Origin of the sequence: Pectobacterium sp. CFBP8739 (genome assembly GCF_013449375.1) — a bacterium.
Classification (GTDB): Bacteria; Pseudomonadota; Gammaproteobacteria; order Enterobacterales; family Enterobacteriaceae; genus Pectobacterium.
The window spans coordinates 74,759-99,624 of the sequence record NZ_JACDRR010000016.1; the positions used below are offsets into that span (position 1 = coordinate 74,759).

General features: G+C 52.9%; 23 protein-coding genes. 14 read left to right on the forward strand and 9 right to left on the reverse strand.

All coding sequences use genetic code 11. The features are described 5' to 3' along the window. Positions 1-106 precede the first annotated feature (106 nt). The gene (locus H0247_RS13690) at positions 107-1,312 is read left to right on the forward strand and encodes an MFS transporter (protein WP_180743030.1); all 1,206 of its coding nucleotides are present in this window, start codon (positions 107-109) and stop codon (positions 1,310-1,312) included. A gap of 35 nt (positions 1,313-1,347) precedes the next feature. On the opposite strand, the gene H0247_RS13695 is transcribed toward H0247_RS13690, so the two are convergent. Together H0247_RS13695 and H0247_RS13700 are read right to left on the reverse strand one after the other, a co-directional pair. Then, a complete protein-coding gene (locus H0247_RS13695) occupies positions 1,348-1,914 on the reverse strand; it encodes a DcrB family lipoprotein (RefSeq protein ID WP_180743031.1) in 567 nt (188 codons plus the stop codon). A gap of 187 nt (positions 1,915-2,101) precedes the next feature. Beyond that, positions 2,102-2,779, reverse strand: coding sequence for a 7-cyano-7-deazaguanine/7-aminomethyl-7-deazaguanine transporter (locus H0247_RS13700; protein WP_180743032.1), 678 nt, complete (start codon positions 2,777-2,779; stop codon positions 2,102-2,104). A gap of 216 nt (positions 2,780-2,995) precedes the next feature. On the opposite strand from H0247_RS13700, the gene tusA reads away from it, so the two are divergent. After that, entirely contained in the window at positions 2,996-3,241 is a 246-nt protein-coding gene (tusA, locus tag H0247_RS13705) for a sulfurtransferase TusA (protein ID WP_180743077.1), read from the forward strand. Between the two features lie 134 nt (positions 3,242-3,375). Here the strand turns inward: tusA and H0247_RS13710 are convergent, their stop codons facing one another. Continuing rightward, positions 3,376-5,739, reverse strand: coding sequence for a zinc/cadmium/mercury/lead-transporting ATPase (locus H0247_RS13710; RefSeq protein ID WP_180743033.1), 2,364 nt, complete (start codon positions 5,737-5,739; stop codon positions 3,376-3,378). A 94-nt stretch (positions 5,740-5,833) separates the two neighbouring features. Further along, the gene (locus tag H0247_RS13715; RefSeq protein ID WP_180743034.1) at positions 5,834-6,463 is read right to left on the reverse strand and encodes a lysoplasmalogenase; all 630 of its coding nucleotides are present in this window, start codon (positions 6,461-6,463) and stop codon (positions 5,834-5,836) included. Between the two features lie 191 nt (positions 6,464-6,654). On the opposite strand from H0247_RS13715, the gene H0247_RS13720 reads away from it, so the two are divergent. After that, the gene (locus tag H0247_RS13720) at positions 6,655-6,975 is read left to right on the forward strand and encodes a DUF1820 family protein (RefSeq protein ID WP_180743035.1); all 321 of its coding nucleotides are present in this window, start codon (positions 6,655-6,657) and stop codon (positions 6,973-6,975) included. Between the two features lie 71 nt (positions 6,976-7,046). Here the strand turns inward: H0247_RS13720 and H0247_RS13725 are convergent, their stop codons facing one another. Next, the gene (locus H0247_RS13725) at positions 7,047-7,322 is read right to left on the reverse strand and encodes a DUF1145 family protein (RefSeq protein WP_180743078.1); all 276 of its coding nucleotides are present in this window, start codon (positions 7,320-7,322) and stop codon (positions 7,047-7,049) included. A gap of 29 nt (positions 7,323-7,351) precedes the next feature. Next, positions 7,352-7,927, reverse strand: coding sequence for a 16S rRNA (guanine(966)-N(2))-methyltransferase (rsmD, locus tag H0247_RS13730; protein WP_180743036.1), 576 nt, complete (start codon positions 7,925-7,927; stop codon positions 7,352-7,354). Positions 7,928-8,267: 340 nt separating this feature from the next. Here rsmD and ftsY point away from each other — a divergent pair, with 340 nt between their 5' ends. The 4 genes from ftsY (at position 8,268) to rpoH (ending at position 12,436) form a co-directional block, all read left to right on the forward strand. Next, complete coding sequence (ftsY, locus tag H0247_RS13735) at positions 8,268-9,611, forward strand: signal recognition particle-docking protein FtsY (protein ID WP_180743037.1); 1,344 nt, start codon at positions 8,268-8,270, stop codon at positions 9,609-9,611. Between the two features lie 5 nt (positions 9,612-9,616). Then, positions 9,617-10,288 (forward strand): cell division ATP-binding protein FtsE, encoded by a 672-nt coding sequence (gene ftsE / locus H0247_RS13740; RefSeq protein ID WP_180743038.1) that lies wholly within the window; start codon positions 9,617-9,619, stop codon positions 10,286-10,288. Continuing rightward, positions 10,278-11,246 carry a permease-like cell division protein FtsX gene (gene ftsX / locus H0247_RS13745; protein ID WP_180743039.1) on the forward strand — a complete coding sequence of 323 codons (969 nt, stop codon included), beginning with the start codon at positions 10,278-10,280 and terminating at the stop codon, positions 11,244-11,246. The genes ftsE and ftsX overlap by 11 nt, the downstream gene beginning before the upstream one ends. Positions 11,247-11,578: 332 nt before the next feature. After that, positions 11,579-12,436, forward strand: a complete 858-nt coding sequence (rpoH, locus tag H0247_RS13750) for an RNA polymerase sigma factor RpoH (protein WP_180743040.1) — start codon at positions 11,579-11,581, stop codon at positions 12,434-12,436. 66 nt (positions 12,437-12,502) lie between these two features. Here the strand turns inward: rpoH and panM are convergent, their stop codons facing one another. Then, the gene (gene panM / locus H0247_RS13755; protein WP_180743041.1) at positions 12,503-12,952 is read right to left on the reverse strand and encodes an aspartate 1-decarboxylase autocleavage activator PanM; all 450 of its coding nucleotides are present in this window, start codon (positions 12,950-12,952) and stop codon (positions 12,503-12,505) included. Positions 12,953-13,356: 404 nt separating this feature from the next. Here panM and H0247_RS13760 point away from each other — a divergent pair, with 404 nt between their 5' ends. The 6 genes from H0247_RS13760 (at position 13,357) to H0247_RS13785 (ending at position 19,516) form a co-directional block, all read left to right on the forward strand. Then, positions 13,357-14,469, forward strand: a complete 1,113-nt coding sequence (locus H0247_RS13760) for a branched-chain amino acid ABC transporter substrate-binding protein (protein ID WP_180743042.1) — start codon at positions 13,357-13,359, stop codon at positions 14,467-14,469. A gap of 155 nt (positions 14,470-14,624) precedes the next feature. After that, complete coding sequence (livH, locus tag H0247_RS13765) at positions 14,625-15,551, forward strand: high-affinity branched-chain amino acid ABC transporter permease LivH (protein WP_180743043.1); 927 nt, start codon at positions 14,625-14,627, stop codon at positions 15,549-15,551. After that, entirely contained in the window at positions 15,548-16,822 is a 1,275-nt protein-coding gene (locus tag H0247_RS13770) for a high-affinity branched-chain amino acid ABC transporter permease LivM (protein ID WP_180743044.1), read from the forward strand. Before livH ends, H0247_RS13770 begins: the two co-directional genes overlap by 4 nt. Further along, positions 16,819-17,589: a high-affinity branched-chain amino acid ABC transporter ATP-binding protein LivG gene (gene livG / locus H0247_RS13775; RefSeq protein ID WP_014917046.1), complete on the forward strand. Its 771-nt coding sequence runs from the start codon at positions 16,819-16,821 to the stop codon at positions 17,587-17,589. Before H0247_RS13770 ends, livG begins: the two co-directional genes overlap by 4 nt. A gap of 5 nt (positions 17,590-17,594) precedes the next feature. After that, positions 17,595-18,296 (forward strand): high-affinity branched-chain amino acid ABC transporter ATP-binding protein LivF, encoded by a 702-nt coding sequence (gene livF, locus H0247_RS13780; RefSeq protein WP_012772851.1) that lies wholly within the window; start codon positions 17,595-17,597, stop codon positions 18,294-18,296. A gap of 29 nt (positions 18,297-18,325) precedes the next feature. After that, on the forward strand, positions 18,326-19,516 hold the full coding sequence (locus H0247_RS13785; protein ID WP_180743045.1) for a PLP-dependent aminotransferase family protein: 1,191 nt from the start codon (positions 18,326-18,328) through the stop codon (positions 19,514-19,516). Positions 19,517-19,606: 90 nt separating this feature from the next. Here H0247_RS13785 and H0247_RS13790 read toward each other — a convergent pair whose 3' ends face one another. Further along, on the reverse strand, positions 19,607-21,262 hold the full coding sequence (locus tag H0247_RS13790) for a methyl-accepting chemotaxis protein (protein ID WP_180743046.1): 1,656 nt from the start codon (positions 21,260-21,262) through the stop codon (positions 19,607-19,609). A gap of 50 nt (positions 21,263-21,312) precedes the next feature. On the opposite strand from H0247_RS13790, the gene H0247_RS13795 reads away from it, so the two are divergent. After that, positions 21,313-22,440, forward strand: coding sequence for an ISAs1 family transposase (locus H0247_RS13795; protein WP_180743047.1), 1,128 nt, complete (start codon positions 21,313-21,315; stop codon positions 22,438-22,440). A gap of 663 nt (positions 22,441-23,103) precedes the next feature. Here the strand turns inward: H0247_RS13795 and H0247_RS13800 are convergent. After that, the gene (locus H0247_RS13800; protein WP_180743048.1) at positions 23,104-24,774 is read right to left on the reverse strand and encodes a methyl-accepting chemotaxis protein; all 1,671 of its coding nucleotides are present in this window, start codon (positions 24,772-24,774) and stop codon (positions 23,104-23,106) included. Positions 24,775-24,866: the final 92 nt, after the last annotated feature.

Consider the following 24,866-nt stretch of genomic DNA (forward strand, 5'->3'; position numbering starts at 1 on the left):
TTAGTTTATTAGCGTCAGTGTGATTATAACCAACAATATAACAATGTTGCTTTTCGATATTTTCTGCACGTGCGTTATACACGGACGTTAAGCGAGTGAATTTTCCATGCCAACACCTTCCCCATCCGAACCGTCGCTGAGCGGTTTGCGCCTTAATCTGCGCATCGTTTCTATTGTGGCGTTCAACTTCGCCAGCTATCTGAATATCGGCCTGCCGTTGGCGGTGCTGCCGGGGTATGTGCACGATCACCTTGGCTACAGTGCATTCTGGGCTGGGCTGGTGATCAGCCTGCAATACTTCTCCACGCTATTAAGCCGCCCGCATGCGGGTCGCAGCGCCGACGAAAAAGGACCGAAGAAAATCGTTGTCTGGGGGCTGGCTGGCGTCATGCTGAGCGGAGTGTTTTATCTGCTGGCCGCCTTTAGCGACGCCTCGCCAGTGATGACGCTGCTGCTACTGTGTCTCGGGCGTATTGTGCTCGGCGCCGGACAGAGCTTTGCTGGTACCGGTGCAACGCTCTGGGGCGTTGGCGTGGTGGGTTCCCGACACATCGGACGCGTGATTTCATGGAATGGTATTGCCACCTATGGCGCGATGGCGATTGGCGCACCGCTCGGCGTCTGGCTCAACCATATCGGTGGGCTAAAACTGCTTTCCGTCTGCATTATCCTGATCGCAGCCGTGGCGATTGTCCTCGCGCTGCCGCGCCCAGCGGTACAGGTGGCGCCGGGGAAAAAGATTCCTTTCCGCGAAGTGCTGGGGAAAGTCTGGGTTTACGGCATTATTCTGGCGATCGCCTCTGCGGGTTTTGGCGTGATCGCCACCTTCATTACGCTGTTTTATGCTGATAGGAACTGGGACGGTGCCGCGCTGACGCTGACTATTTTCAGTTGTGCCTTTGTCGGCGCACGATTGGTGTTTCCTAACAGTATTCAGCGGTTTGGCGGGCTGCGCGTGGCGATGGCGTGCTTCGTGATTGAGATCGTCGGGTTATTGCTGGTCTGGGGAGCGACGCAGCCGCTGATGGCGGAAATCGGCGCATTTCTCGCGGGGGCAGGATTCTCTTTAGTGTTCCCAGCATTAGGCGTTGTCGCCGTTCAGGCCGTATCACCGCAGAATCAGGGTAGCGCGCTGGCAACCTATACGATATTTCTCGATTTATCGCTGGGCATCGTCGGGCCGGTGGCGGGGGTGCTGATGGCCTATACCGGCATCGCCTCTATTTATCTGGCGGCGGCGCTGCTAGGGCTATGTGGTCTGGCACTGACGTGGCGGCTGACTCAGCGCACGGCAATCAGAGAACAACAGTAGCCACCGCAGTGGCTACTGTCAGGCTGTCACGTCGATTATTTCAGCTTCAGCGTGTGGATGATGCCTTCCGCTTCGGTTTGTGCCTGCTGTTGATTGCTGGCTGGCAGCGTGATCTGCAACGTCAGCAGTTGGTTGTCCACTTTGCCCAGCACGACAGAGGAATAAGCCTGCTGCCCGCTGCTGGTGATAATGCTATCGAGCTGTTGCAGCTTCTTGCCGTCAACGTCGATGGTTTTGTTGGTCACGACCTGAAGATTGGCGTCACGCGTGCGTTGCTGATCTTCCAGGCGCTGCGCTAGTACGGTCAATTCTTCCGTGGTGTTGTCGCCCAAAATCACGATGACCGCTTTCTGCCCATTGTCGTTGGCGTAAACATGCATGTTGTTCGCCTGTGTTCCCACTTTTCCGCTCTGGTCGCGCATATCGGCGGGCAGGGTGAACGCAATCTTGCCGTCCATTAATTCAATATTCTGACTTGCACTGGCTTCTGCGGCAGGTTTATCTTGCGCGCCCGCTTTTGCGGCGTCATCCGTTTTGCCATCACAGGCAGCAAGCAGGCCGACAAGCAAGCCGACACCGAGATATTTGATTACATTCGACATGGGACCCCTTTCTCTCGTTTTTGAAACCGATAATCGTTTTAAACAGGTAATAACAGTATGGCACCCTATTCAGATAGCAAAAACAAGCATTTTGTTGTTGCAAACCGTTGTTAGTACCTGCGTTATTTTTACAAAACGATGAGTGATTTGATGAGAAAAGGCGGCGTAGATTGCCGCCCGATTGGCATTAATGGTGGCTGCTGACAGAGCGGTAGTCGGCTGAGTCGTTCTGTTCGCTTAGACGTTTAAGCACCATGTTCAGCATGACGCCGTACATCGGCAGGAAGAATGCCAGGCTGATCAGCAGTTTGAAGGCATAGTCCACCATCGCGATTTCAACCCAGTTTGCTGCCATGAAGGCATCGGTGCTGCGGTAAAACGCAATGAAGAAAAAGGCCAGCGTATCGCTGAAATTACCAAACACGGTCGACACTGTCGGCGCGACCCACCACGCGCGTTTCTGGCGCAGTCGATTAAAGACGTGAACATCCAAAATCTGGCCGAGAACATAAGCCATAAAGCTGGCGCAGGCGATGCGCGCCACGACGATATTCACCTGACTTAATGCCTCGAACGACTGCCACGATCCCTGATAAAACAGGCTCGATACCAGATAGGAAATGACCAGAGCAGGCACCATCACCGTCAGAATGATGCGACGCGCCAGCGGCGCACCGAAAACCCGTACCGTCAGGTCAGTTGCCAGAAAAATAAACGGAAAGGTAAACGCGCCCCAGGTGGTATGAAAACCGAAAATCAATACTGGGAGCTGAACCAGATAATTACTCGACGTAATAATCAGGACATGGAACAACGATAGCCAGATCAGCGCCGTAAGCCGCTGCTGGGGAGTAAAACGATACATAATGTGACCTTTTTGGTTATTGGGGTTAGGGAACCCAAGAGATAACGTGCAGATTTATGCTGCAATGCGGCGGCATAATACGCAATCGCTTCGTTAATGCAATGTCTTTTGCCCAGAAAAAATGGTTGTTTTATACGCAAACGTTGTCGTCGCTTGCGTCGGGAAATCCTCAGCGTAAACTAAGGCGGTTTTTTGATTCCTGTACTGAGAACGTTGATGACCGATCCCTTTACCAACCCAGATAAAACCCTTGATGCACAGGGACTGCGCTGCCCGGAGCCTGTAATGATGGTGCGTAAGACGGTACGCCAGATGGACTCTGGGCAAACGCTGCTGATTATTGCCGACGATCCGGCCACCACCCGCGATATTCCCGGTTTTTGCGTGTTCATGGAGCATGAGCTTCTGGCACAGGAAACCGAGCAGCTTCCCTATCGGTATCTGCTGCGCAAAGGCCAATAATACTCAATGCGTTATACCGTTCGTTGACGTGTGTGATTAGGAGAAACACGGGGATGAGGTTCCCGTAGGGAGACCTCGCCCCGTGGTCGCTCCGTGTATCTCGATCCTTCAATCCACAGCCTGCAACGGTAATATTAGTCCCGTTTTCTCAGCAGCCGCAGCGCGTTGGCGGTAACCAGCGCCGTTGCGCCGGAATCGGCCAGCACCGCTAGCCACAGCCCGGTAATGCCCAGAATGCTGGTGACCAGAAAGACCGCTTTCAGTCCCAGCGCGATGGCAATGTTCTGACGAATATTACGCTGTGTGGCCCGTGACAGGCTAATCATCGCCGCCAGCCCAGTCAGGCGGCTGTGCGTTAACGCTGCGTCTGCCGTCTCCAGCGCCACATCCGTACCGCTACCCATCGCAATGCCGATCGTTGCAGCTTTCATTGCCGGAGCGTCGTTGATACCGTCACCCACCATCGCCACGGGATGCTGCTTGCTCAACTCGCTGACCGCCGTGACCTTATCGGCAGGGAGCAAGCTGGCGCGGTAATCGATCCCTAGTCTTGCCGCAATCGCTGCTGCCGCGCGGGGATTATCGCCTGTAAGCATCACGCCATGGATCCCCAACTGCTGCAAGGCATCCAGCGCTTCACGCGCATCGTGGCGTAGCGTATCGCTGAGCGCCAGCAAACCCAGCAACCTGTCGTCTTCTTGTACGACTACGACGGTTTTTCCTTCGCTTTCCAACGCGTCAATCTGTTGCATCCAATCGGCGTCGAGCAGGTCGGGGGCAACGCGAGTCGGCGCACTGACCTGAATCCGTTTGCTGCCTATCGTGCCTTCCACGCCGACCCCCGCTAGCGCTTTGCGGTTTTCCGCCAGCGGCAGGAATGTGTTGCTGGATAACGCATGCTGGACAATCGCTTTGGCAAGTGGGTGATGAGAACCCGATTCCACGGCGGCGGTGCGCGTCAGCAGCGCTGTTTCGCTAATGCCTGCGGCGGGGAGCACGTCCGTCACCTGCGGCTTACCTTCTGTCAGCGTGCCTGTTTTGTCGAACGTGATGGTCTTGATGCTGCCTAGTGATTCCAGCGCTGCACCGCCTTTAATCAGCGCCCCACGGCGCGTAGCGGCGGCCAGCCCAGACGTAATCGCCGCAGGCGTTGAGATCACCAGTGCGCACGGACAGCCGATTAACAACAGCGTCAGACCGCGATAAATCCACTCTTGCCACGGCTGCGCCAGCAACAACGGCGGCACGAGGATCACCAGCAGCGACAGCAGCATGATGGCCGGCGTGTAATAACGGCTGAACTTATCAAGGAAGCGCTCTATCGGTGCACGGCGTTCTTCCGCTTCTTCTATCAGTTGCAGAATGCGGTCGATCGCGCTGTTGCCCGGCTGTGAGACCACGCGCAATTGCACGACCCGATCGACACACAGGCTGCCTGCGGCAATTTTCTCACCCGGCGTACGTTCAACGGGGACCGACTCGCCGGTCAGAGCACTTTCATCAAAGCTGGCGTCGCTGTTTAAGAGCTCCGCATCAGCGGGAAGCCGCCCACCGGGTGCGACTTCAATCACATCGCCGGGAACCAGACTGGCGACAGGCACAAGACGCCGTTGCCCGTTGACGATCGCCGTGGCATCTTCGGGAAGCAGCGCCATCAGTGCCGTTACGCCCCGTCGTGCGCGGTTGGCCGCGTAAGACTCTAGGTATTCGCCCAGCATAAACAGCAGCAAAATGACCGTCGCTTCGGTGGTGGCGCCAATCAAGAGCGCCCCGATAGACGCCACGCTCATCAACGTTTCAATCGCGAAGGGAGTACCGGAGCGAATGAGCTGCACCGCTTTTTTCAGGATCGGAGTCAGCCCGACAATCGTGGTCGCGATAAACGCGATCTGCCCGCCGCGCTCGCTGAGCAGGGAAAGTCCCCAGCTTGCAGCAGCCAGCAAAGTGAAAAGTATTAAGAAACCATATTCATGTACGAAACGACGTACGGTTGAGAGTTCGGGTGGTGCGAGGGGGAGTGCGTTGTCCTGCAAGGTAAAGCCCGCTTGCTGGACGGCATGTTGAACCTGAGGACGAATGTCGGTGTCGGCATCAACAACCAGTTTTTCGGTGGCGAACAGCACTTTGGCTTGTTCAATTCCGGTGAGATTTTTTACTGCATTTTCAATTTTACGTGCGCAGCTAGGACAATCCATCCCGCTGATTTTCCAGCTAAAACGCTGGTTGGATCGGGGCCTGTCGCTGTCTCCGCCGTCGGGGTCGTCTGAATCTGCGCTACCGCCGCCGTCTGACGAATGTTGCTCTGTGCCACCCGTGGTCTGTCCCACGGCGTCAGATGCGTGTTTGATTGAACAGCAACTGTGCTCGGCATGGTTCGAATGCTGCGCGTGTTCATTGCAGCAGCTTTTGGTATGTTGCGCGGTTTTGCGCGGCGCGTGATGAACGCTGTTGTTGCAGCAGGCTGATTTCTCAGTGCTGTGGTGCTGATGAGAGTGCATGTCTTCCTCCTAGGTGATTAGTGATAGCGATTCTCATCAGGAACTTTACACTGCCGCCCAATGCTTAGCCAGCCTTTCGTGAGCGCCGAAAACGTCAGAAATAGAGGGAGCGAACAATCAGGAAATGGCCGCCAAAATAGCCCGCCGCCACAATCGCTTGATGGGCGCGGAACGGAAAACGGTAATGGTGAATCAGCCAGGCTGCATGGGCGACAAACAGCAATACGGTGCCCGTCAGCAGGGAGAAATTCGCGTTTGTTCCCAACGCAAAATATCGCTCGCCAGCAATCCAGACCATCAGCGTGGTTATGATGATGAATGCGCAGGCGGGCCAGCGCTGTGTGTCCAATCGTCCCCAGATAATCGCGATCAGGATCGCAGCCAGAATGACGAGTGTTAATGCCAGCGGCCAGAAGAAGGTGAGCGCGATTTGTCCGGTAAAGAAGCTAATTGTGTACAGCAAATGGGAGAGGAAATAGGCACCAAATGCGTAAAGCAGACGCTGAGTCGGCAGCAGCAACAGAGTATCTGCGATCAGTGTTGCCAGCAGCCCCAGCACAATCAGATAGCCCAGCACGCCAAGCAGCGGCGTCTGCCAGGCCAGCGCCAGCAGCAGTAGCATGGTGACCGGTTTGAATAACCAACGTTGCCACGTTGGGCCCCGGTAGCTGGCGTCCACATACAGCCAACCAGAAAAAAGTACAGCAATAAATGACCAAAGCATAGCGTGTCCTTTTTGTGTTTTTGTTTGTGTCAGGATAAAGATAAGCCGTTCTTTATTCAGTGTAGGGGATTGTGAGGAAGTTAAACAACGCGTCGTGAGACGGATGCGACTTCTGTGAGCTTCATGGTATGTTATCGCCTGTTTTTATTGTAGATGGGCGCCGTGACGTCTCGAAGGGAGCACTGTGTTGAATGAGTAATGAATCCGCGCTTTATTGTATTCAATTTATAAATAACGGTAAGAATTACCAGCTTTACGTGCGTGAGTTGGTGCAGAGCAGCCTGTTCGGTTTTATTGAAATCGCCGACTTCGTGTTTGATAGCCAGTCTGCGGTGTTGGTTGACCCGTCAACCGAGAAACTGAAAACGGAATTTTCCGGCGTTAGCCGCAGTTTCATCCCGCTACAGGCGATCATTCGTATTGATGCCGTGACGGAAAAAGGCAGCGCCCGCATTTCTGATTTAGGCGACAATGTGACCGCGTTCCCTTATCTTCCCAGCAAGAAACCCTGATTTTTCGGCGCGTGTCCTTTGAGCGAAAGGGCACGCGCTTTATCCGCTTTGTGCCCCAGCAGAAGTAGCGGTTACGACTTCGGCGACTTAGGCAGCTTTTTCTGCCACGCCAGCAGTTCAAACACGCCAAAAAGGAAAATACGTGCCTGAAGCGCGCGGTTCAGCGCGGGGCTGTCTTTCGGCTGGCTGGATTTTAACAGCAGCAGTTGAAAACCATGCATCAGGATCATAAACACCATCGCCACGGTCATGAAGATATTCAACGGCCTGGGAAACGGCTGAATCAGGTTGAGCAACAAAAATCCCCACACGCCCAGCATCAATAATCTGCCAAGGTTAATCAAAATCATCTCTTACCCTTACGTTGCTGCGAAGATCACTGACGGATGTACAAACGGTAGGCGACCTGACCGGCAATTTTCTCGCGGTGCAGTTGCCAATTCTCTGGGATAGTCAGCTGCGCATTTTCCACCTCGGTTTCCACGTAAATCCACGCGTCTGGCGCCAACCAACCCTGTTGTTCCAGCAGCGCAAGCGTGTTATTCAGCAGTTCTTTACGAAACGGCGGATCGAGAAACACGACGTCAAATGGCGTGCCCGGCTTCGCCAGCCAGCTCAGGGCATCAGTATTGACCACCTCGGCATTTTCCGCCCGAAGTAACGCCAGATTTTGCGTTAATTGCTGGGCGACTGCACGCTCCATTTCCAATAATGTGGTGTGAGCGGCGTAACGGGATAAGGCTTCCAGCCCGAGCGCGCCGCTGCCAGCGAAACAGTCCAGACAACGCGCCTGTTGGATGACGGGAGCCAACCAGTTAAACAACGTTTCCCGCACGCGATCGGTGGTGGGACGTAAACCGGGGCTATCAGGAACCGGAAGTTTTCTGCCGCGCCATTGACCACCGATGATTCGGATTTGTCCGGCGGCTGACGATGCGTTTTTTTTAGCCATAGCTCACAGGGTTATTGTTGTGCCGCATCATCATGGTGTGGATACGGGCAGGAAATTTCTGGCGCTATTCTAGCGGCGGTTACGTGTAGAGGGAATGTTAAGATGGATGTTAAGGCGCTTAACCCAAAATTTTGTGTTGTCTGCGGCCTTCTGATAACACGCGGCGTTTGACACACTTCGTTACGGACATTGCCTTTCGTTACGAAGATTGCAGGTAACGAGTCGCATTGTCTGCCATTGCCTCCGTGTTGCTGTCGGCAGGAAAGTGTTAAACTTATTGTTTAAATATGATTTTCATTGATTGATTCGCTGCGGTGAGCAGCGTGGAGCGCGATCGCACATGTCAAAAGAAAAGAAGCGCGGTTTTTTTTCCTGGCTGGGACTAGGGAAACAGGAAGAAAAACAACAAGAGCAGCCGCAAGAGACGCCGGTTGTGGACGAACAGCCCTCAGCGGCGGGCTCGGATGCCGCAGCATTGGCTCATCAGACCGTTGAACACGCGCCGAAGCACGTAGAAAAATCGCTGCCGGAAGCGTCTGTCATTTCTACCCCCGTAATTTCCGCAACCGACGATCGTGACCCGACCGATCATGACGTTCTCGATCGGGATGTCGCGGATCCGATCGTGCAGACCGAGATCGCCGAAAGTGTCATAGCGACTGAGGCCGAACCGGATGTCGTGCAGCCGGAAGAATACGAAGAACAAGAACTTGCGCAACCAGAGGCGGTTCCGGTTATTGCGCAAGAGCAGGAACGCCCAACGAAAGAGGGGTTCTTCGCGCGACTGAAACGCAGTCTGGTAAAAACGCGCCAGAACCTCGGTTCAGGATTTATCGGATTGTTTCGCGGTAAGAAAATCGACGACGATCTGTTTGATGAGCTGGAAGAACAACTGCTGGTTGCGGATGTCGGGGTCGAGACGACCCGTAAGATCATCGGCAGCCTGACAGAGCACGCCAGTCGCCGCCAGTTGAAAGATGCTGATACGCTTTTTGTGAAGCTGAAAGACGAAATGGCGGAGATTCTTGCTAAGGTGGACGCCCCGCTGAATATCGAAGGCAAAACGCCTTATGTCATTCTGATGGTTGGCGTTAATGGTGTGGGTAAAACCACCACCATCGGGAAACTGGCACGTCAGTTCCAGGCGCAGGGCAAATCCGTGATGCTGGCAGCGGGGGATACCTTCCGTGCGGCGGCGGTTGAGCAGCTTCAGGTCTGGGGACAGCGCAATAACGTGGCGGTGGTCGCGCAGCATACCGGCGCGGATTCGGCATCGGTGATTTTCGATGCGATTCAGGCAGCGAAAGCTCGCGGCGTGGATGTGCTGATTGCGGATACCGCTGGTCGCTTGCAGAACAAAGCGCACTTGATGGAAGAGCTGAAAAAAATTGTGCGTGTGATGAAGAAACTGGACGAAGACGCGCCGCATGAAGTGATGCTGACGTTGGACGCGAGCACCGGTCAGAACGCGGTGAGTCAGGCTAAGTTGTTTAATGAAGCTGTTGGGCTGACGGGGATTACCCTGACGAAGCTGGACGGTACCGCGAAAGGCGGGGTGATTTTCGCTATTGCCGACCAGTTTGCGATTCCTATCCGCTATATTGGGGTTGGGGAAGGCATTGATGATTTACGGCCCTTCAAGGCCGATGATTTTATTGAGGCACTTTTTGCCCGAGAGGATTAAAACGGATGATTCGTTTTGAACAGGTCAGTAAAGCTTACCTCGGTGGGCGTCAGGCATTGCAAGGGGTGAATTTCCATCTGCGCCCTGCGGAAATGGCGTTCCTGACCGGCCATTCTGGCGCAGGGAAAAGTACCCTGCTGAAACTGATTTGTGGCATTGAACGTCCCAGCGCGGGTCAGATTTTGTTTGGCGGTCATAACATTAGCCGCCTGAAAAAACGTGAAGTCCCGTTCTTGCGGCGTCAGATCGGCATGATCTTTCAAGATCACCATCTGCTGATGGAACGCACGGTCTATGACAATGTCGCGATGCCGCTCATCATCGCGGGTGCCAGCAGTGAGGATATCCGTCGTCGGGTGTCCGCTGCGCTGGACAAGGTTGGCCTGCTGGATAAAGCGAAAAACTATCCTATCCAACTGTCAGGTGGTGAGCAGCAGCGCGTTGGCATTGCGCGCGCGGTGGTGAACAAACCCGCCGTATTGCTGGCGGATGAACCGACCGGCAATCTGGACGAAGCGCTGTCAGAAGGCATTCTGCGCCTGTTTGAAGAATTCAATCGCGTTGGCGTCACCGTCCTGATGGCGACGCATGACACTGGGTTGATCACCCGCCGTAATTACCGTGTGCTGACGCTGTCGGATGGCCGCATGGTGGGGGGAAACCACGATGGTGAATAACGTCCGTAATGCGAAAAAGCCTGCTGAAAAATCGAAAGCGTTGCGCGGCGGCTGGCAGGAACAGTGGCGCTATGCCTGGACGAATACGCTGGCTGATATGCTGCGCCAGCCGCTGGCGACGTTCCTGACCGTCATGGTGATCGCCATTTCGCTGGCATTGCCCAGCATCTGTTATCTGGTGTGGAAAAACGTCAGTCAGGCTGCCACACAGTGGTATCCCTCGCCGCAGCTGACGGTGTATCTGGATAAATCGCTCGATGACAACGCGGCGCAGGCGGTTATCACGCAGCTTCAATCGGAAGAGGGCGTTGATAAAGTCAATTACCTGTCGCGCAATGAAGCGATGGGCGAGTTCCGCAACTGGTCTGGTTTTGGCGGCGCGCTGGATATGCTGGAAGAGAATCCGCTGCCAGCGGTGGCGATTATCACGCCGAAAATGAGCTTTCAGGATTCCACCACGCTGACAACACTACGGGATCGCGTGGCGGCGACGCAGGGCGTGGATGAAGTGCGGATGGACGACAGCTGGTTTGCACGGCTGGTGGCGCTGACCAATCTGGTTGGGCAAATTTCCGCGACGATTGGCATTTTGATGGTCGTCGCTGTCTTTTTGGTGATCGGCAACAGCGTGCGCCTGAGCATTTTCAGCCGCCGTGAAACCATCAACGTAATGAAGCTGATTGGCGCGACGGACGGGTTTATTTTGCGTCCTTTCCTGAATGGTGGCGCGGCAATGGGCGTCGGTGGTGCGGTGCTATCGCTGATTCTGTCACAGGCGCTGGTCTGGAAGCTGGATGCGGTGGTGGCACAAGTGGCTTCCGTCTTTGGTACGACGTTCGCTGTTAAAGGGCTGAGTTGGGATGAGTCTCTGCTGCTGCTGTTAATCGCTGGCATGATTGGTTGGCTGGCCGCCTGGTTGGCCACCGTGCAACATTTACGCCGTTTTACACCACAGTAAGCGTTTTCTGGTATAATTATCCCCTGTAATTCAGACCGTATTGCAGGGGAAATCTCCTCAGCGACATCTCTTCTTTGCGCTTCCCGCTGTGTTTTCCCCTTGATTTTTCGTGCGTTAACGGTTCGTTTTCCCCCTGCTTGATCTCTGGCAGGAGGTGAATAAAATGATAGGAACTTGCGAGCGAAATCACAGTCTGAATAGACAGATTTTAGGATTTGAGTAAATAGGTTTTAAAGATGCCGTGTTTTGCTATTTTCGCGCAAAACGATGCGGCGAAGTAGTGCTAATATAGTCGACTGCAATATGACGAGTAGAGCAACTGAGAGGGTTGAATGACCAAAGATATGCAAACTTTCACCTTAGTTCCCCAGGGCAGTCTGGAAGGGTATATTCGTGCCGCCAATGCCTATCCGATGCTGACGGCGGAGGAAGAGCGGGCGCTGGCTGAACGGCTGCATTATCAGGGCGATCTGGATGCGGCTAAGCACCTGATTCTGTCACACCTGCGTTTTGTTATTCACGTTGCCCGTAACTATTCCGGCTACGGCCTGCCGCAGGCGGACCTGATTCAGGAAGGGAATATCGGCCTGATGAAGGCGGTACGCCGCTTTAACCCTGAAGTGGGCGTGCGCTTGGTTTCTTTCGCCGTGCACTGGATCAAAGCAGAAATTCACGAATATGTGCTGCGTAACTGGCGTATTGTGAAAGTCGCAACCACCAAAGCACAGCGTAAACTGTTTTTTAACCTGCGGAAGACGAAAACGCGCCTCGGCTGGTTTAATCAGGATGAAGTCGAGCTGGTGGCACGCGAACTTGGCGTGACCAGCAAGGACGTGCGCGAGATGGAATCTCGTATGGCGGCGCAGGATATGACGTTCGATCCAACGCCGGAAGAAGATTCGCACGATGGCAAGGCGATGTCGCCGATGCTTTACCTACAGGATAAATCGTCTGACTTTGCCGACGGCATTGAAGAAGATAACTGGGACACGCATGCGGCGGATAAGCTCACCTACGCGCTGGAAGGGCTGGATGAACGCAGCCAGCACATTATCCGTGCGCGTTGGCTGGACGATGAGAACAAATCCACCTTGCAGGATTTGGCCGATCAATACGGCGTTTCCGCCGAGCGCGTGCGTCAGTTAGAAAAAAATGCAATGAAAAAACTGCGAGCGGCGATAGAAGCGTAATCGCTCTTATCGTCTCTTTCTGTAGCGACCGGGTAATACCCGGTCGTTTTGTTTTTTTGTCTGATGTCAGTCCGGCTTATCTGGGTTGAGTTGGTCAAGAATCAACGGCGTTTCTTTTCTACGAATATAGCGCCAGCCGCCGGATACCGGTGAGAAGCCACAGGACACCATAAACCGCGCCAGCACTTCCTCTTTGATCGCCGCGTAGTCAGCGGCCGCTAGCCACCACTCTTTAACTTCGGGAAGTTGACGGAACGCTTCATCAATTAACAGTTTTCCTACTCCGCGTCGGCGTGTGGTTTCTCTTACCATTAAGTCGCTCAGTTCGGCATACTCTCCTTCGAGCTCAACCAGTACGGCACCGAGTAGTCGATCGTTAAAACGAGCAACAAACAACCGTTGATCAGGTGTGAGTTCTGCTTCGAGCAAATCAATATTTTGGTGCGGCCAGATTTTTGCCAGATCAATTTTGTCCTGGGCGCTGAATTGGGTGAGGCATTCTACTGCGAGTTTCATTTTTATCGGCACTCCATCAGATGAGTGAAGAATAATGTAGGTTCTTTGTAGTAAATCAGTTGTGTAATTTGATCGTTATGGTTAATAGGGCAAATGTTTTTCTCATTCTTTGTTTTTCGAGTAATCCATCAACAATTAATGCACAAAGTAGAATATCTGACTATATATAAATTAAATGCTGGATTTTGCATCTGGTGTTTTGTGCTGCTTGCTCCGCTTGTTTCTGACAATGTGAGTTGATTTGCAGCATAATATTCCTGTTTAATAATATGAAAAATAAAGCCTTATTAGAAACTATTACTAATAATAACCTAAGCCTTTCTTACTTATAAGAAAATAGCAGGTTATGGCAGAGGGCGGTCAGGTTTTCGGCAATATCCATAATGACAGATGGGGTAAAAAGAATGAAATTCAGTAAAGGTAAAGTATTGCTGATGGGTTGTATGGCTGCGGCGTTTAGCCATGCGGTCAGTGCTGCCGATATTAAAGTTGCGGTGGTTGGCGCGATGTCTGGCCCAGTGGCTCAGTATGGCGACATGGAATTCATTGGCGCGCGTCAGGCTATTGAAGATATCAACGCCAAAGGCGGCATAAACGGCAACAAACTGGTTGGCGTGGAATATGATGACGCGTGCGACCCCAAGCAAGCCGTTGCTGTAGCGAACAAAGTCATCAATGACGGCATCCGTTATGTGATTGGTCATCTGTGTTCCTCCTCTACGCAGCCTGCGTCTGATATTTATGAAGAAGAAGGCGTGATCATGATCACGCCTGCGGCAACCAATGCCGACTTGACCACGCGCGGCTACAAAATGGTGCTGCGTACGACGGGGCTGGATTCCGATCAGGGACCAACCGCAGCGAAGTACATCGTCGAGACCCTCAAACCTCAGCGTATCGCCGTCGTTCATGACAAACAGCAATATGGTGAAGGTTTGGCTCGCTCTGTTCAGGATAGCCTGAAAAAAGCCGGCGCGAATGTTGTTCTGTTTGAAGGTGTGACGGCGGGTGACAAAGATTTCTCTACGCTGGTTGCGCGCCTGAAGAAAGAGAACGTCGATTTCGTCTATTTTGGCGGCTACTACCCAGAAATGGGGCAGATTCTGCGCCAATCGCGTCAGGCTGGCATGACCACCAAATTCATGGGGCCGGAAGGCGTGGGTAACTCCTCACTGTCCAACATTGCGGGCGATGCATCTGAAGGGATGCTGGTCACGCTGCCGAAACGCTACGATCAGGTTCCTGCTAACCAACCGATTGTGGATGCGCTGAAAGCCAAGAAGTTGGACCCGACTGGACCGTTTGTCTGGACAACCTATGCTGCGCTGCAATCGCTGACCACCGCGATGGCGCGTACGGGTAGCGATGAGCCGGAAAAACTGGTTGCGGATCTGAAAGCGAAATCCGTGGATACCGTAATGGGACCATTAAGCTGGGATGCAAAAGGCGACCTGAAAGGGTTTGAATTTGGCGTATTTGAGTGGCACAAAGACGGTACGTCCAGCGCAGTGAAATAATCATCATGCCGTAGGCGGATAGCGGATGAATTTATCGTTGTCTGCCTCTGCGGTGTGAGGAGCATTCTCCGCCCTCTGCGTGTGTACCACTACTAATCCCTCAATACCGAGCCCCCGTTGCCGCAAGGCGCGGGGGCAGCATTTAAGGTTAAGGTATGTCCGAGCAGTTCCTTTACTTTTTTCAGCAGATGTTCAACGGCCTGACGTTGGGCAGCACCTATGCGCTGATCGCCATTGGCTACACCATGGTTTACGGCATTATCGGCATGATTAACTTCGCACACGGCGAAGTGTACATGATCGGTAGCTATGTCTCCTTTATTGTGATTGCAGCCCTGATGATGATGGGCATTGATGCTGGCTGGCTGCTGATTGGCGCCGCTTTCATTGCCGCCGTGGTCATTTCCAGCGCTTATGGCTGGAGTATCGAACGGGTGGCTTATCGGCCGGTTCGAACGTCAAAGCGCCTGATTGCGCTGATTTCCGCCATCGGGATGTCTATTTTCCTGCAAAACTACGTCAGCCTGAATCAGGGCTCACGTGATGTAGCGCTGCCGAGTCTGGTGACCGGCCAGTGGGTGTTGGGCGAAAGCAATGGCTTTGCCGCAACCATTAGCTCCATGCAGTTGATCATCTGGATTGTGACGTTCCTCGCCATGCTGGCGCTGACATTGTTTATTCGCTATTCCCGTATGGGACGCGCCTGCCGCGCTTGTGCGGAAGACCTGAAAATGGCGAGCCTGCTGGGTATCAGCACCGATCGCGTCATTTCCCTGACTTTCGTCATCGGTGCGCTGATGGCCGCCGTTGCAGGCGTGCTGTTGGGGCAGTTTTATGGCGTTATCAACCCCTATATCGGCTTTATGGCCGGGATGAAAGCCTTTACCGCTGCGGTACTGGGCGGAATCGGCAGTATTCCTGGCGCGATGATTGGTGGGTTGATTCTGGGTGTAGCCGAAGCACTGACGTCTGCGTATCTAAGTACAGAATACAAAGATGCGGTGTCATTTGCCCTGCTGATTGGGGTGCTGCTGGTGATGCCTACCGGCATTCTGGGTCGTCCGGAGGTTGAGAAAGTATGAAACAGCTCAATCTATTTAACGCGCTGGTTTCCGCGTTCATGCTGCTGGTGCTGGCCTCGTTCTTAATGGGCATGCAATTGGCGCTGGATGGCACCAAACTGGTGGTGCGTGGTGCCGATCAAGTTCGCTGGTACTGGATTGGCGCAGGCTGCATCGTGGTGTTCTTCTTCCAACTGATCCGCCCGTTCTTCCAGCAAAGCATCAAGAAATTTTCTGCGCCGTCGCTGGTGCTGCCGAGTTTTGATGGCAGTACGCCGCGGCAGAAAGTATTGGCAGCGGCCTTGATTATTGCGGCGATCGCTTGGCCGTTTCTGGTGTCGCGCGGTACGGTGGATATTGCCACCCTCACGCTGATTTACGTGATGCTGGGTCTGGGTTTGAACGTGGTGGTTGGCCTGTCCGGTCTGCTGGTATTGGGCTACGGCGGGTTTTACGCCATCGGCGCGTATACCTATGCGCTGCTGAACCACTATTACGGATTGGGCTTCTGGGAAAGTCTGCCGCTGGCGGGTATGGCGGCGGCGCTGTCTGGCTTCCTGCTCGGTTTCCCGGTGTTGCGTTTGCGCGGTGACTATCTGGCGATTGTGACGCTTGGGTTCGGCGAGATTGTCCGTATCCTGTTGCTGAATAATACCGAAATTACCGGTGGCCCGAACGGCATCAGCCAGATCCCTAAACCGACCTTCTTTGGTCTGGAATTCAGCCGCAGCGCGCGCGATGGCGGTTGGGATACGTTCCACAATTTCTTTGGCCTGCAATACGACCCAAGCGACCGTATTATCTTCCTGTATCTGGTGGCGTTGCTGTTGGTTGTGTTGACTCTGTTTGTTATTAACCGCCTGCTGCGGATGCCACTGGGACGCGCCTGGGAAGCACTACGCGATGATGAAATCGCCTGCCGTTCTCTGGGCCTGAGCCCCACGCGCATCAAGCTGACGGCCTTTACTATCAGCGCCGCGTTTGCAGGTTTTGCCGGTACGCTGTTTGCCGCCCGTCAGGGCTTTGTCAGCCCAGAATCGTTCACGTTCGCCGAGTCTGCCTTTGTGCTGGCCATCGTCGTGCTGGGCGGGATGGGGTCGCAGTTTGCGGTCATTCTCGCGGCAATCCTGCTGGTGGTATCTCGCGAGTTGATGCGCGATCTGAATGAATACAGCATGCTGTTGCTGGGTGCACTGATGGTTCTGATGATGATTTGGCGTCCGCAAGGCCTGCTGCCGATGAAGCGTCCTGAGATGAAGTTGAAAGTCGCGAAGAAGGAAGAGCAAGCATGAGCACGCAGCCACTATTATCAGTCAGAGGTCTGATGATGCGTTTTGGCGGCCTGCTGGCGGTCAACAACGTTGAAATGGATATTCATGCGGGCGAAATCGTTTCGCTGATTGGCCCTAACGGGGCAGGAAAAACCACGGTCTTCAACTGCCTGACCGGTTTTTATCGCCCGAGCGGTGGCACCATCATGCTGCGCGATCGTCATTTGGAAGGGCTGCCTGGTCAAGCCATTGCTCGTATGGGCGTGGTGCGCACATTTCAGCACGTTCGCCTGTTCCGTGAAATGACGGTGATCGAGAACCTGCTGGTCGCGCAACATCAGCACCTGAAAAGCGGCGTGTTTGCTGGGCTGTTGAAAACGCCGGGCTTTCGTCGTGCGGAAGCCGATGCACAAGAGCGCGCCGCGGTGTGGCTGGAACGTATCGGCCTGCTGGATTTAGCGAACCGTCAGGCGGGGAATCTGGCTTACGGCCAGCAGCGCCGTTTGGAGATTGCCCGTTGTATGGTGACGCGTCCCGAGCTGTTGATGCTCGATGAGCCTGCGGCCGGTCTGAACCCGAAAGAAACTGACGAGTTAAATCAGCTGATTGCGGAATTGCGCGATAGCCATCAGGTATCGGTGCTGTTGATTGAACACGATATGAAACTGGTCATGGGGATTTCCGACCGAATTTATGTTGTCAATCAGGGCACGCCGCTGGCACAGGGTACTCCAGCTGAAATTCGTAACAACCCGGATGTCATTCGTGCCTATCTGGGTGAAGGATAACGTTTATGCTGTCATTACATCAGGTTTCCGCCCATTACGGAAAAATTCAGGCGTTGCACCAGGTTAGCCTGCATATTAATCAGGGCGAGATTGTTACGCTTATCGGTGCGAACGGCGCCGGTAAAACCACGCTGCTGGGCACGCTGTGTGGCGACCCACGCGCGACGGAAGGCACCATCACGTTTGACGGCAAGGACATCACGAACTGGCAGACCGCGCAGATTATGCGTGAAGCTATCGCGATTGTACCGGAAGGCCGCCGCGTCTTTTCCCGCATGACGGTAGAAGAAAATCTGGCGATGGGGGGATTTTTTGCCGATCGCGAGCAGTATCAAGAACGGATTGCGCGTGTCTACGATCTGTTCCCACGCCTATATGAGCGCCGCGCTCAGCGTTCCGGCACCATGTCCGGCGGTGAGCAACAGATGCTGGCGATTGGCCGTGCGCTGATGAGTCAGCCGCGTCTATTGCTACTGGACGAACCGTCGCTGGGTCTGGCGCCGATTATCATCCTGCAAATTTTCGATACCATCCAGCAACTGCGTGAAGAGGGCATGACCATCTTCCTGGTGGAGCAAAATGCCAATCAGGCGCTGAAATTGGCAGACCGAGGTTATGTACTTGAAAACGGCCATGTCGTGTTGGAAGATACCGGTGCGGCATTGTTAGCTAATGAAGCGGTACGTTCGGCCTATCTGGGCGGATAATTAAAGTTTTGTTGAAAGGTTAAGAAGAGATGGCCATTGAAGGGTTGTTAGCGCACCGCATCGCTCAGTTAAAAAGTTCCGCCATCCGTGAACTGCTGAAACACAGCAAGATGGAAAATATTATCTCGCTGGCTGGCGGGATTCCGTCCGATGCATTATTTGATTTCGAAGGGTTAAGTCAGGCCACGCAGTTAGCGATTACTGAACAGCCGAAAACGGCATTCCAGTATGGCTTGACCGAAGGCAGCGGCGTGCTGCGCGATCGCATTGCCGAGCTGTGTGCTGTGCGCGGCGTCAAAACGCGCGGTGATGATATTGTCGTAACGGCCGGTTCACAGCAGGCGCTGGATCTGATCATGCGCTCGATGGTCGATCCGGGCGACGTGTTTGTTGTTGAACGCCCGACCTATCTGGCAGCGCTGCAAACGCTGGAACTGGCGCAGGCGCAGGTGATGTCTGTGTCATCCGATGTCGACGGCATGGTCGTCGATGAGCTGGAAGAGCTGCTGAAGAAACAGCGCATCAAAGGCGTTTATATCGTTCCGAATTTCGGTAACCCGAGCGGCGTGACGCTGAGCTATGAACGTCGCCTGAAATTGATTCAACTGGCAGAACGCTACGGTTTTGTCATTATCGAAGACGATCCCTATGGCGAGCTGCGCTTCACCGAAGAGCGCAACCCGACGCTGTTCCAACTGGCGCAAGAGCAACTGGGTAGCACGGAATACGTGCTGTATACCTCCACGTTCTCGAAAGTGCTGGCTCCGGGATTACGTCTCGGTTGGGCGATTCTGCCGGATTGGCTGTTGCACAAAGTGGCGATTATCAAACAGGCCGCTGACCTGCATGCCAGCGCATTGTCGCAGACCGTCGCGGAATGTTATCTGGGGCTGGGTCGTCTGGATTCGCAGATCGAAAAAATTCGCCACGCCTATAAGCACAAAGGCGAGTTGCTGGCGCAACTGGTCGAGAAGGAACTGGGTGATGTGATCACCTTCAACCAGCCGAAAGGTGGGATGTTCCTGTGGGCGAAGTTCCGTCAGGACGATTTCAACACGACAGAATGGCTGAAGAAGACGCTGGATCAGGGAGTGGTCTTTGTGCCGGGCGAGTTTTTCTTCCCAGATAATCTCGATTACTCAACGCTGCGTCTGTCCTTTGCGACGGCAACGGATGAGCAAATGCATGAAGCGGTGGCTCGTTTGCGTCGGGCACTGTAATCGCCGATAACGGATTGCCCGTTAATGTGAAAAAACCGCTGATATCTCAGCGGTTTTTCTTTATGCGCGCCGTATTACCAGACTGAGCAGTTAAAAGGTCTCCCAGTTTTGGTTACTTGAATTACCCGCTAACGCCAGTTTTGGCTTTTGCAGTGTAGCGATGGGTGGTGCGATGCGCTGTGGCTGAATACCGTCTATCTTGAAAACACTCATTAATTCAACAAGATGTTTCGCCTGTTGGCTCAGGCTGTCTGCGGCGGAAGCCGACTCTTCAACCAGCGCTGCGTTCTGCTGGGTGACCTGATCGAGCTGATTCACCGCATCATTCACCTGAGATACACCCTGTTCCTGCTCGTGGGTGGTTAGCCCGATCTCATTGATGAGATTGGCGACACGCTGCGACTGTTCCACGATTTCCTCAATGGTGACGCCCGCTTCGTTAACTAGCTGTTCACCCGCTTCCACTTTTCCTACGCTGAGGCTTATCAAATCCTTGATTTCACGTGCGGCGGAAGCAGAACGCTGAGCCAATGAACGCACTTCTCCAGCAACTACTGCGAATCCACGTCCCTGTTCCCCTGCTCGTGCGGCTTCGACTGCGGCGTTAAGCGCCAGAATATTAGTTTGAAAGGCGATACCGTCAATCACACCAATAATATCGCCGATTTTACGTGAACTCGCGGTGATTTCTTCCATGGTTCGCACGACATTATTAACGACATCCCCCCCTTTGCGGGCGGCAGCGCTGGCAGAATTGGCAAGCTGTGTGGCATTGCGCACCGTGTCGGCGTTCTGTTTCACGGTCGTATTCATTTCTTCCATGGAGGCTGCGGTTTCCTGTAGGTTCGCGGCCTGCTCTTCTGTACGTTGGCTCAGGTCGGTATTGCCGATGGCAATCTGACTGGCACCGGTAGCGATAGATTCGCTGGTTTGATGAACTTGCCCCACGATGTTGCTTAGACTCTGACGCATTTCCTCCATCGCGGCCAGAATGCTGGTGGTGTCTCCGGCACGACGTTCAATGGTAATAGCAAGATTCCCCTGTGCGACCTGACGGGTAATCTCCAGCGTATAGGACGGCTCTCCGCCGAGTTGGCGCTTGATTTTCCGTGTGATCCACCAGGCGATAACGCCTCCAAGTAAGGAGGCACAGAGTGCTAGAATGAGCATCAAGGTGCCAGCATTTAGCGCTTCTTTTTCAGACTGGTTGGCCATGTTGACCGTGAGGTGTTTCTGCATCTCGACCATCTTGTCCAGCACATCGAATACGCTGGCTTGTGTGGTACGTATCTCCGTCAGCAGGAAATGACGAAAGTCATCATGCTGGCTGGACATCGCCAGTTCGATGCCTTTCTTCACGCTGCTCGTATACGCAGGCCGTACCTGAATCAGCGTAGTGAGCAGTGTTTTTGCTTCGTCATCCACGACACTTTTCTGTATTTGTGCCAGTAAATCATTATTACGAGCGATGGACTGCTCGATGCGATCCTTCTCCACTTTCATTTGTTGTTGATCGGTGAGGAGCCCAATGTTTCTAATGGAGCGAGCGACGATGTTGACGTTATCTTTAACTTCCTGCATCAGCAGAAGATTGGTAATACGCACTTGTGACAACGTTTGAATGTTGCCGCCGAGTTTTTCTAACTGGACGCGACTCAGTATGGCGATTAAAAAACCAATCACGATAATGAGCGTAAAACCCAGGGCAAGATCATGAACGTTTTTTGCACAACCCGACGTCAACATTGACCTGACGAGTCGACTATGATCTTATGCTCCTCTTTTGAGGAGTGACCATGAATTTAGATACCATCAAAGCACATTTCAGTATCATCCGCGACGAGCGACAAAGCACAAAAGTGGATTACCCACTGTTTGATATTTTGTTTGCTTCAATCTGCGCAGTGATAGCGGGAGGCCAGGGCTGGACTGACATTCGTGAGTACGTTCTCGGCCATCATGACTGGTTCCTTAAACAGGGCTTATTTGAAAAAGGTGTGCCCGTTGATGATACCTTTGCTCGCCTAATTTCAAATATAGAGCCCGCTGAATTCCGCGATTGTTTTCTCGCCTGGATGAAAGCCGTGCACAAGTTAACCTGTGGTGAAGTCGTCGCTATTGATGGCAAGACTTTGCGCGGCTCTTATGACAGAGACGACAGGCAAAGCACCATCCATATGGTAAGTGCCTATGCCAGCGCCAACCAACTCGTATTGGGCCAGCTTAAAACCGATGCTAAGAGCAATGAAATCACCGCAATACCCGCGCTGATTCAGATGTTGGACTTGCGAGGAGCCATCGTGACAATTGATGCGATGGCCTGCCAGACCAAGATTGCCAAGGCGATCACGAGCAAAGGTGGCGACTACTTATTGGCAGTTAAGGGCAATCAAGGCAAGTTAGCGGCAGCGATACAGGCCGCCTTTACCCCACATCGGCGCGCGCCAATTGACAGGGGCATATATCAAGTTGAGAAGCAGAAAAGCCGAGTGGAAGCACGCACTTACCATGTACTGGATGCCAGTAATATGGTTGGGGATTTCTCTGCCTGGCTCGGGCTAACCAGCATAGTCATGGTCGAAAGTTACCGCGCAGCAAAAGGCAAAGCGCCAGAGTTGGAGTACCGCTACTACATCAGTTCAGCCAAACTAACCCCAGAGCAGGCCGGAGATGCGATACGGGCCCATTGGGGTATCGAGTCCATGCATTGGATTTTAGATGTCAGTATGCGAGAGGATGCTTGCCAGATTTACCGAGAAAACGCCGCAGAAAACTTGGCAGGGTTAAGGCACATGGCGCTGAACATGCTCAGAGCCGAGCCAACGAAGATTAGCGTACCGATGAAACAGAAACGCTGCATGATGAAACCCGTGTTCTTGGAGCAAGTTCTTATGGCTGGATTAACGTCAATGGTTAAATATTGAACACTCATGCGGACGCCCTGGCGTAAAACCCATCCCTAACATTTTTCCCAAGCTTATATTTTTCATAATGATCCTTTTTTATTTATTAACGCTTGACACGGCAGGTGTCGTTATTTTTTGTTAAAAGATGACAATTCAGATGTGATTCACCCCGTAAAAACCATGAGTTTCATCATCCCACTTATTCAGATTTTTATAATAAAATCAAAGGCATTTCTAATGAGCTAGTATGCTTTTTAATACAAAAAGGTCGCCTTGTTCGTGTGTAAGGCATCACTGCATGCACATAGGGAATGTCTGCCGGAAATAGCGACAGACCGAGAGAATGACGACGGAAGTGTAGACAACAACGTGGTGGTTTGATGGGGAAATAAGCGTAGAAAAAACCACGCTTCATTAATAAAAAAACTTTAATATTGTTTTTCTATAGCTATAAGAATATGTGGTAAATATTAATATATGTGGACTACTCAATAAGAGTTAGGACTTTTTCTTATCGATTTGTTTTTTATTCTTAATCTCCGCTTATGAATTTCATTAAATTATGCATGTGTTAACTTTAATCCTTATTTTTTCTGCCCTGAAAAGTAAAAAACCGCTGAAGGCTCAGCGGTTTTATTCTTGTGCGACAAGACTGGGGAATCTGTCGATCGAACGTATTCGTTAAAATGTTTCCCAGTTATTGCTGCTTGTGCTGCCCGATTGGCTTGCCAGAGCCAGTCTCGGTGCGGTTGGTTGCTTCACCTGTGCGCTCAGACGTGGCGCTTGGGCTTGAACGCCCCTGATTTTAAACACGCTCATTAATTCCAGCAGCGTTCTGGCTTGCTCACTCAAGCTGTCAGCGGCGGAGGCTGATTCTTCAACCAGCGCGGCGTTCTGCTGGGTCACCTGATCAAGCTGATTCACGGCATCATTCACCTGAGCAACACCCTGTTCCTGCTCGTGTGTTGTCAGGCCAATTTCACTAAGTAAGCTGGCAACATGCTGAGATTTTTCTACGAGGTCATTGATGGTGATGCCTGCATCATTCACCATTCTCTCACCCATTTCCACGTTAGCTAGGCTTACGTTAATCAGATCTTTGATTTCACGGGCGGCGGAGGCGGAACGCTGTGCCAGAGAGCGCACCTCACCCGCGACCACCGCGAAGCCGCGACCTTGCTCACCGGCTCTGGCGGCTTCAACGGCAGCATTGAGCGCCAGAATGTTGGTCTGGAAGGCAATGCCGTCAATCACACCAATAATATCGCCGATCTTACGTGAACTGGAGATAATATCTTCCATGGTGCGCACAACATTATTGACCGCATCGCCACCTTTTTGCGCCGTTGTGCTGGCGGAATGGGCTAGTTCTGTTGCGGTGCGCACGGTCGCAGCGTTCTGCTTCACCGTGGTATTCATTTGTTCCATTGAGGCAGCGGTTTCCTGAAGATTCGCGGCCTGTTCTTCCGTGCGCTGGCTTAGATCGGTGTTGCCCATCGCAATCTGCGTCGCGCCCGTAGCGATAGATTCGCTACTCTGATGCACCTGACCGACGAGGTTGCTCAGGTTTTGACGCATATCTTCCATCGCGGCCAGCACACTGGTGGTATCGCCATCACGCAGTTCAATCGCGACGGCCAGATTCCCCTGCGCCACCTGACGCGTGACTTCCAACGTGTAGGCTGGCTCTCCCCCGAGCTGACGTTTAATGGCGCGTGTAATCCACCAGGAGATCATTGCCCCCAGTACGACAGCAAGTAGGGCGGTGATGACCATCAATGTACCTGCGCTGGTGGCATTCTTTAAAGACTGGTTGGCAGCATCAACCGTGATCTTCTCTTGCCAGCCAACCATCTCATTCAGGGAGTTGAAGACGATACCCTGCTTAGCCTGAACGTCGGTTAATAGTAGGTCTTGAGCTTCTTTGTTCCTGTGTGCCATGGCTAGTGCGATGGCGTTTGCGATGCTGTCGTTATAGGTTGGTCGCACGCGATCCAGTGCCGCAATCAGTTCCTGTGAATGTTGATCGATAGCGCGGTCGCGTATTTTGGCGAGTAACGCGTTATTACGGGCGACCATTTCCTCGATGTGGGTTTTCTCTTCCTGAATTTTCCGGCTGTCTTCCAGCATCGTGAGGTTTCTGATAGCGATCGCATTGGTGTTTACGTTGTCTTTAAACTCCTTCATCATCATGAGGTTGGTAATGCGGAACTGCGACAGCAGTTGGATGTTTTCCCCGAGTTTGTCGAGCTGGATGCGGCCAAATACCGCCACCAGAAATCCGATAGCGATGACCAGGGTAAAGCCGGTCCCTAGCATTTTACCCAGGCTACTATTTTTGATGAGATTCATTGTGTCCCTTATTATTGGTTGAGAATGGATACGGTTGGCGTCGGCGTGCTTTAAATGTGAAATAGGCGTTGCGCAAATGTATTTATTTTGCA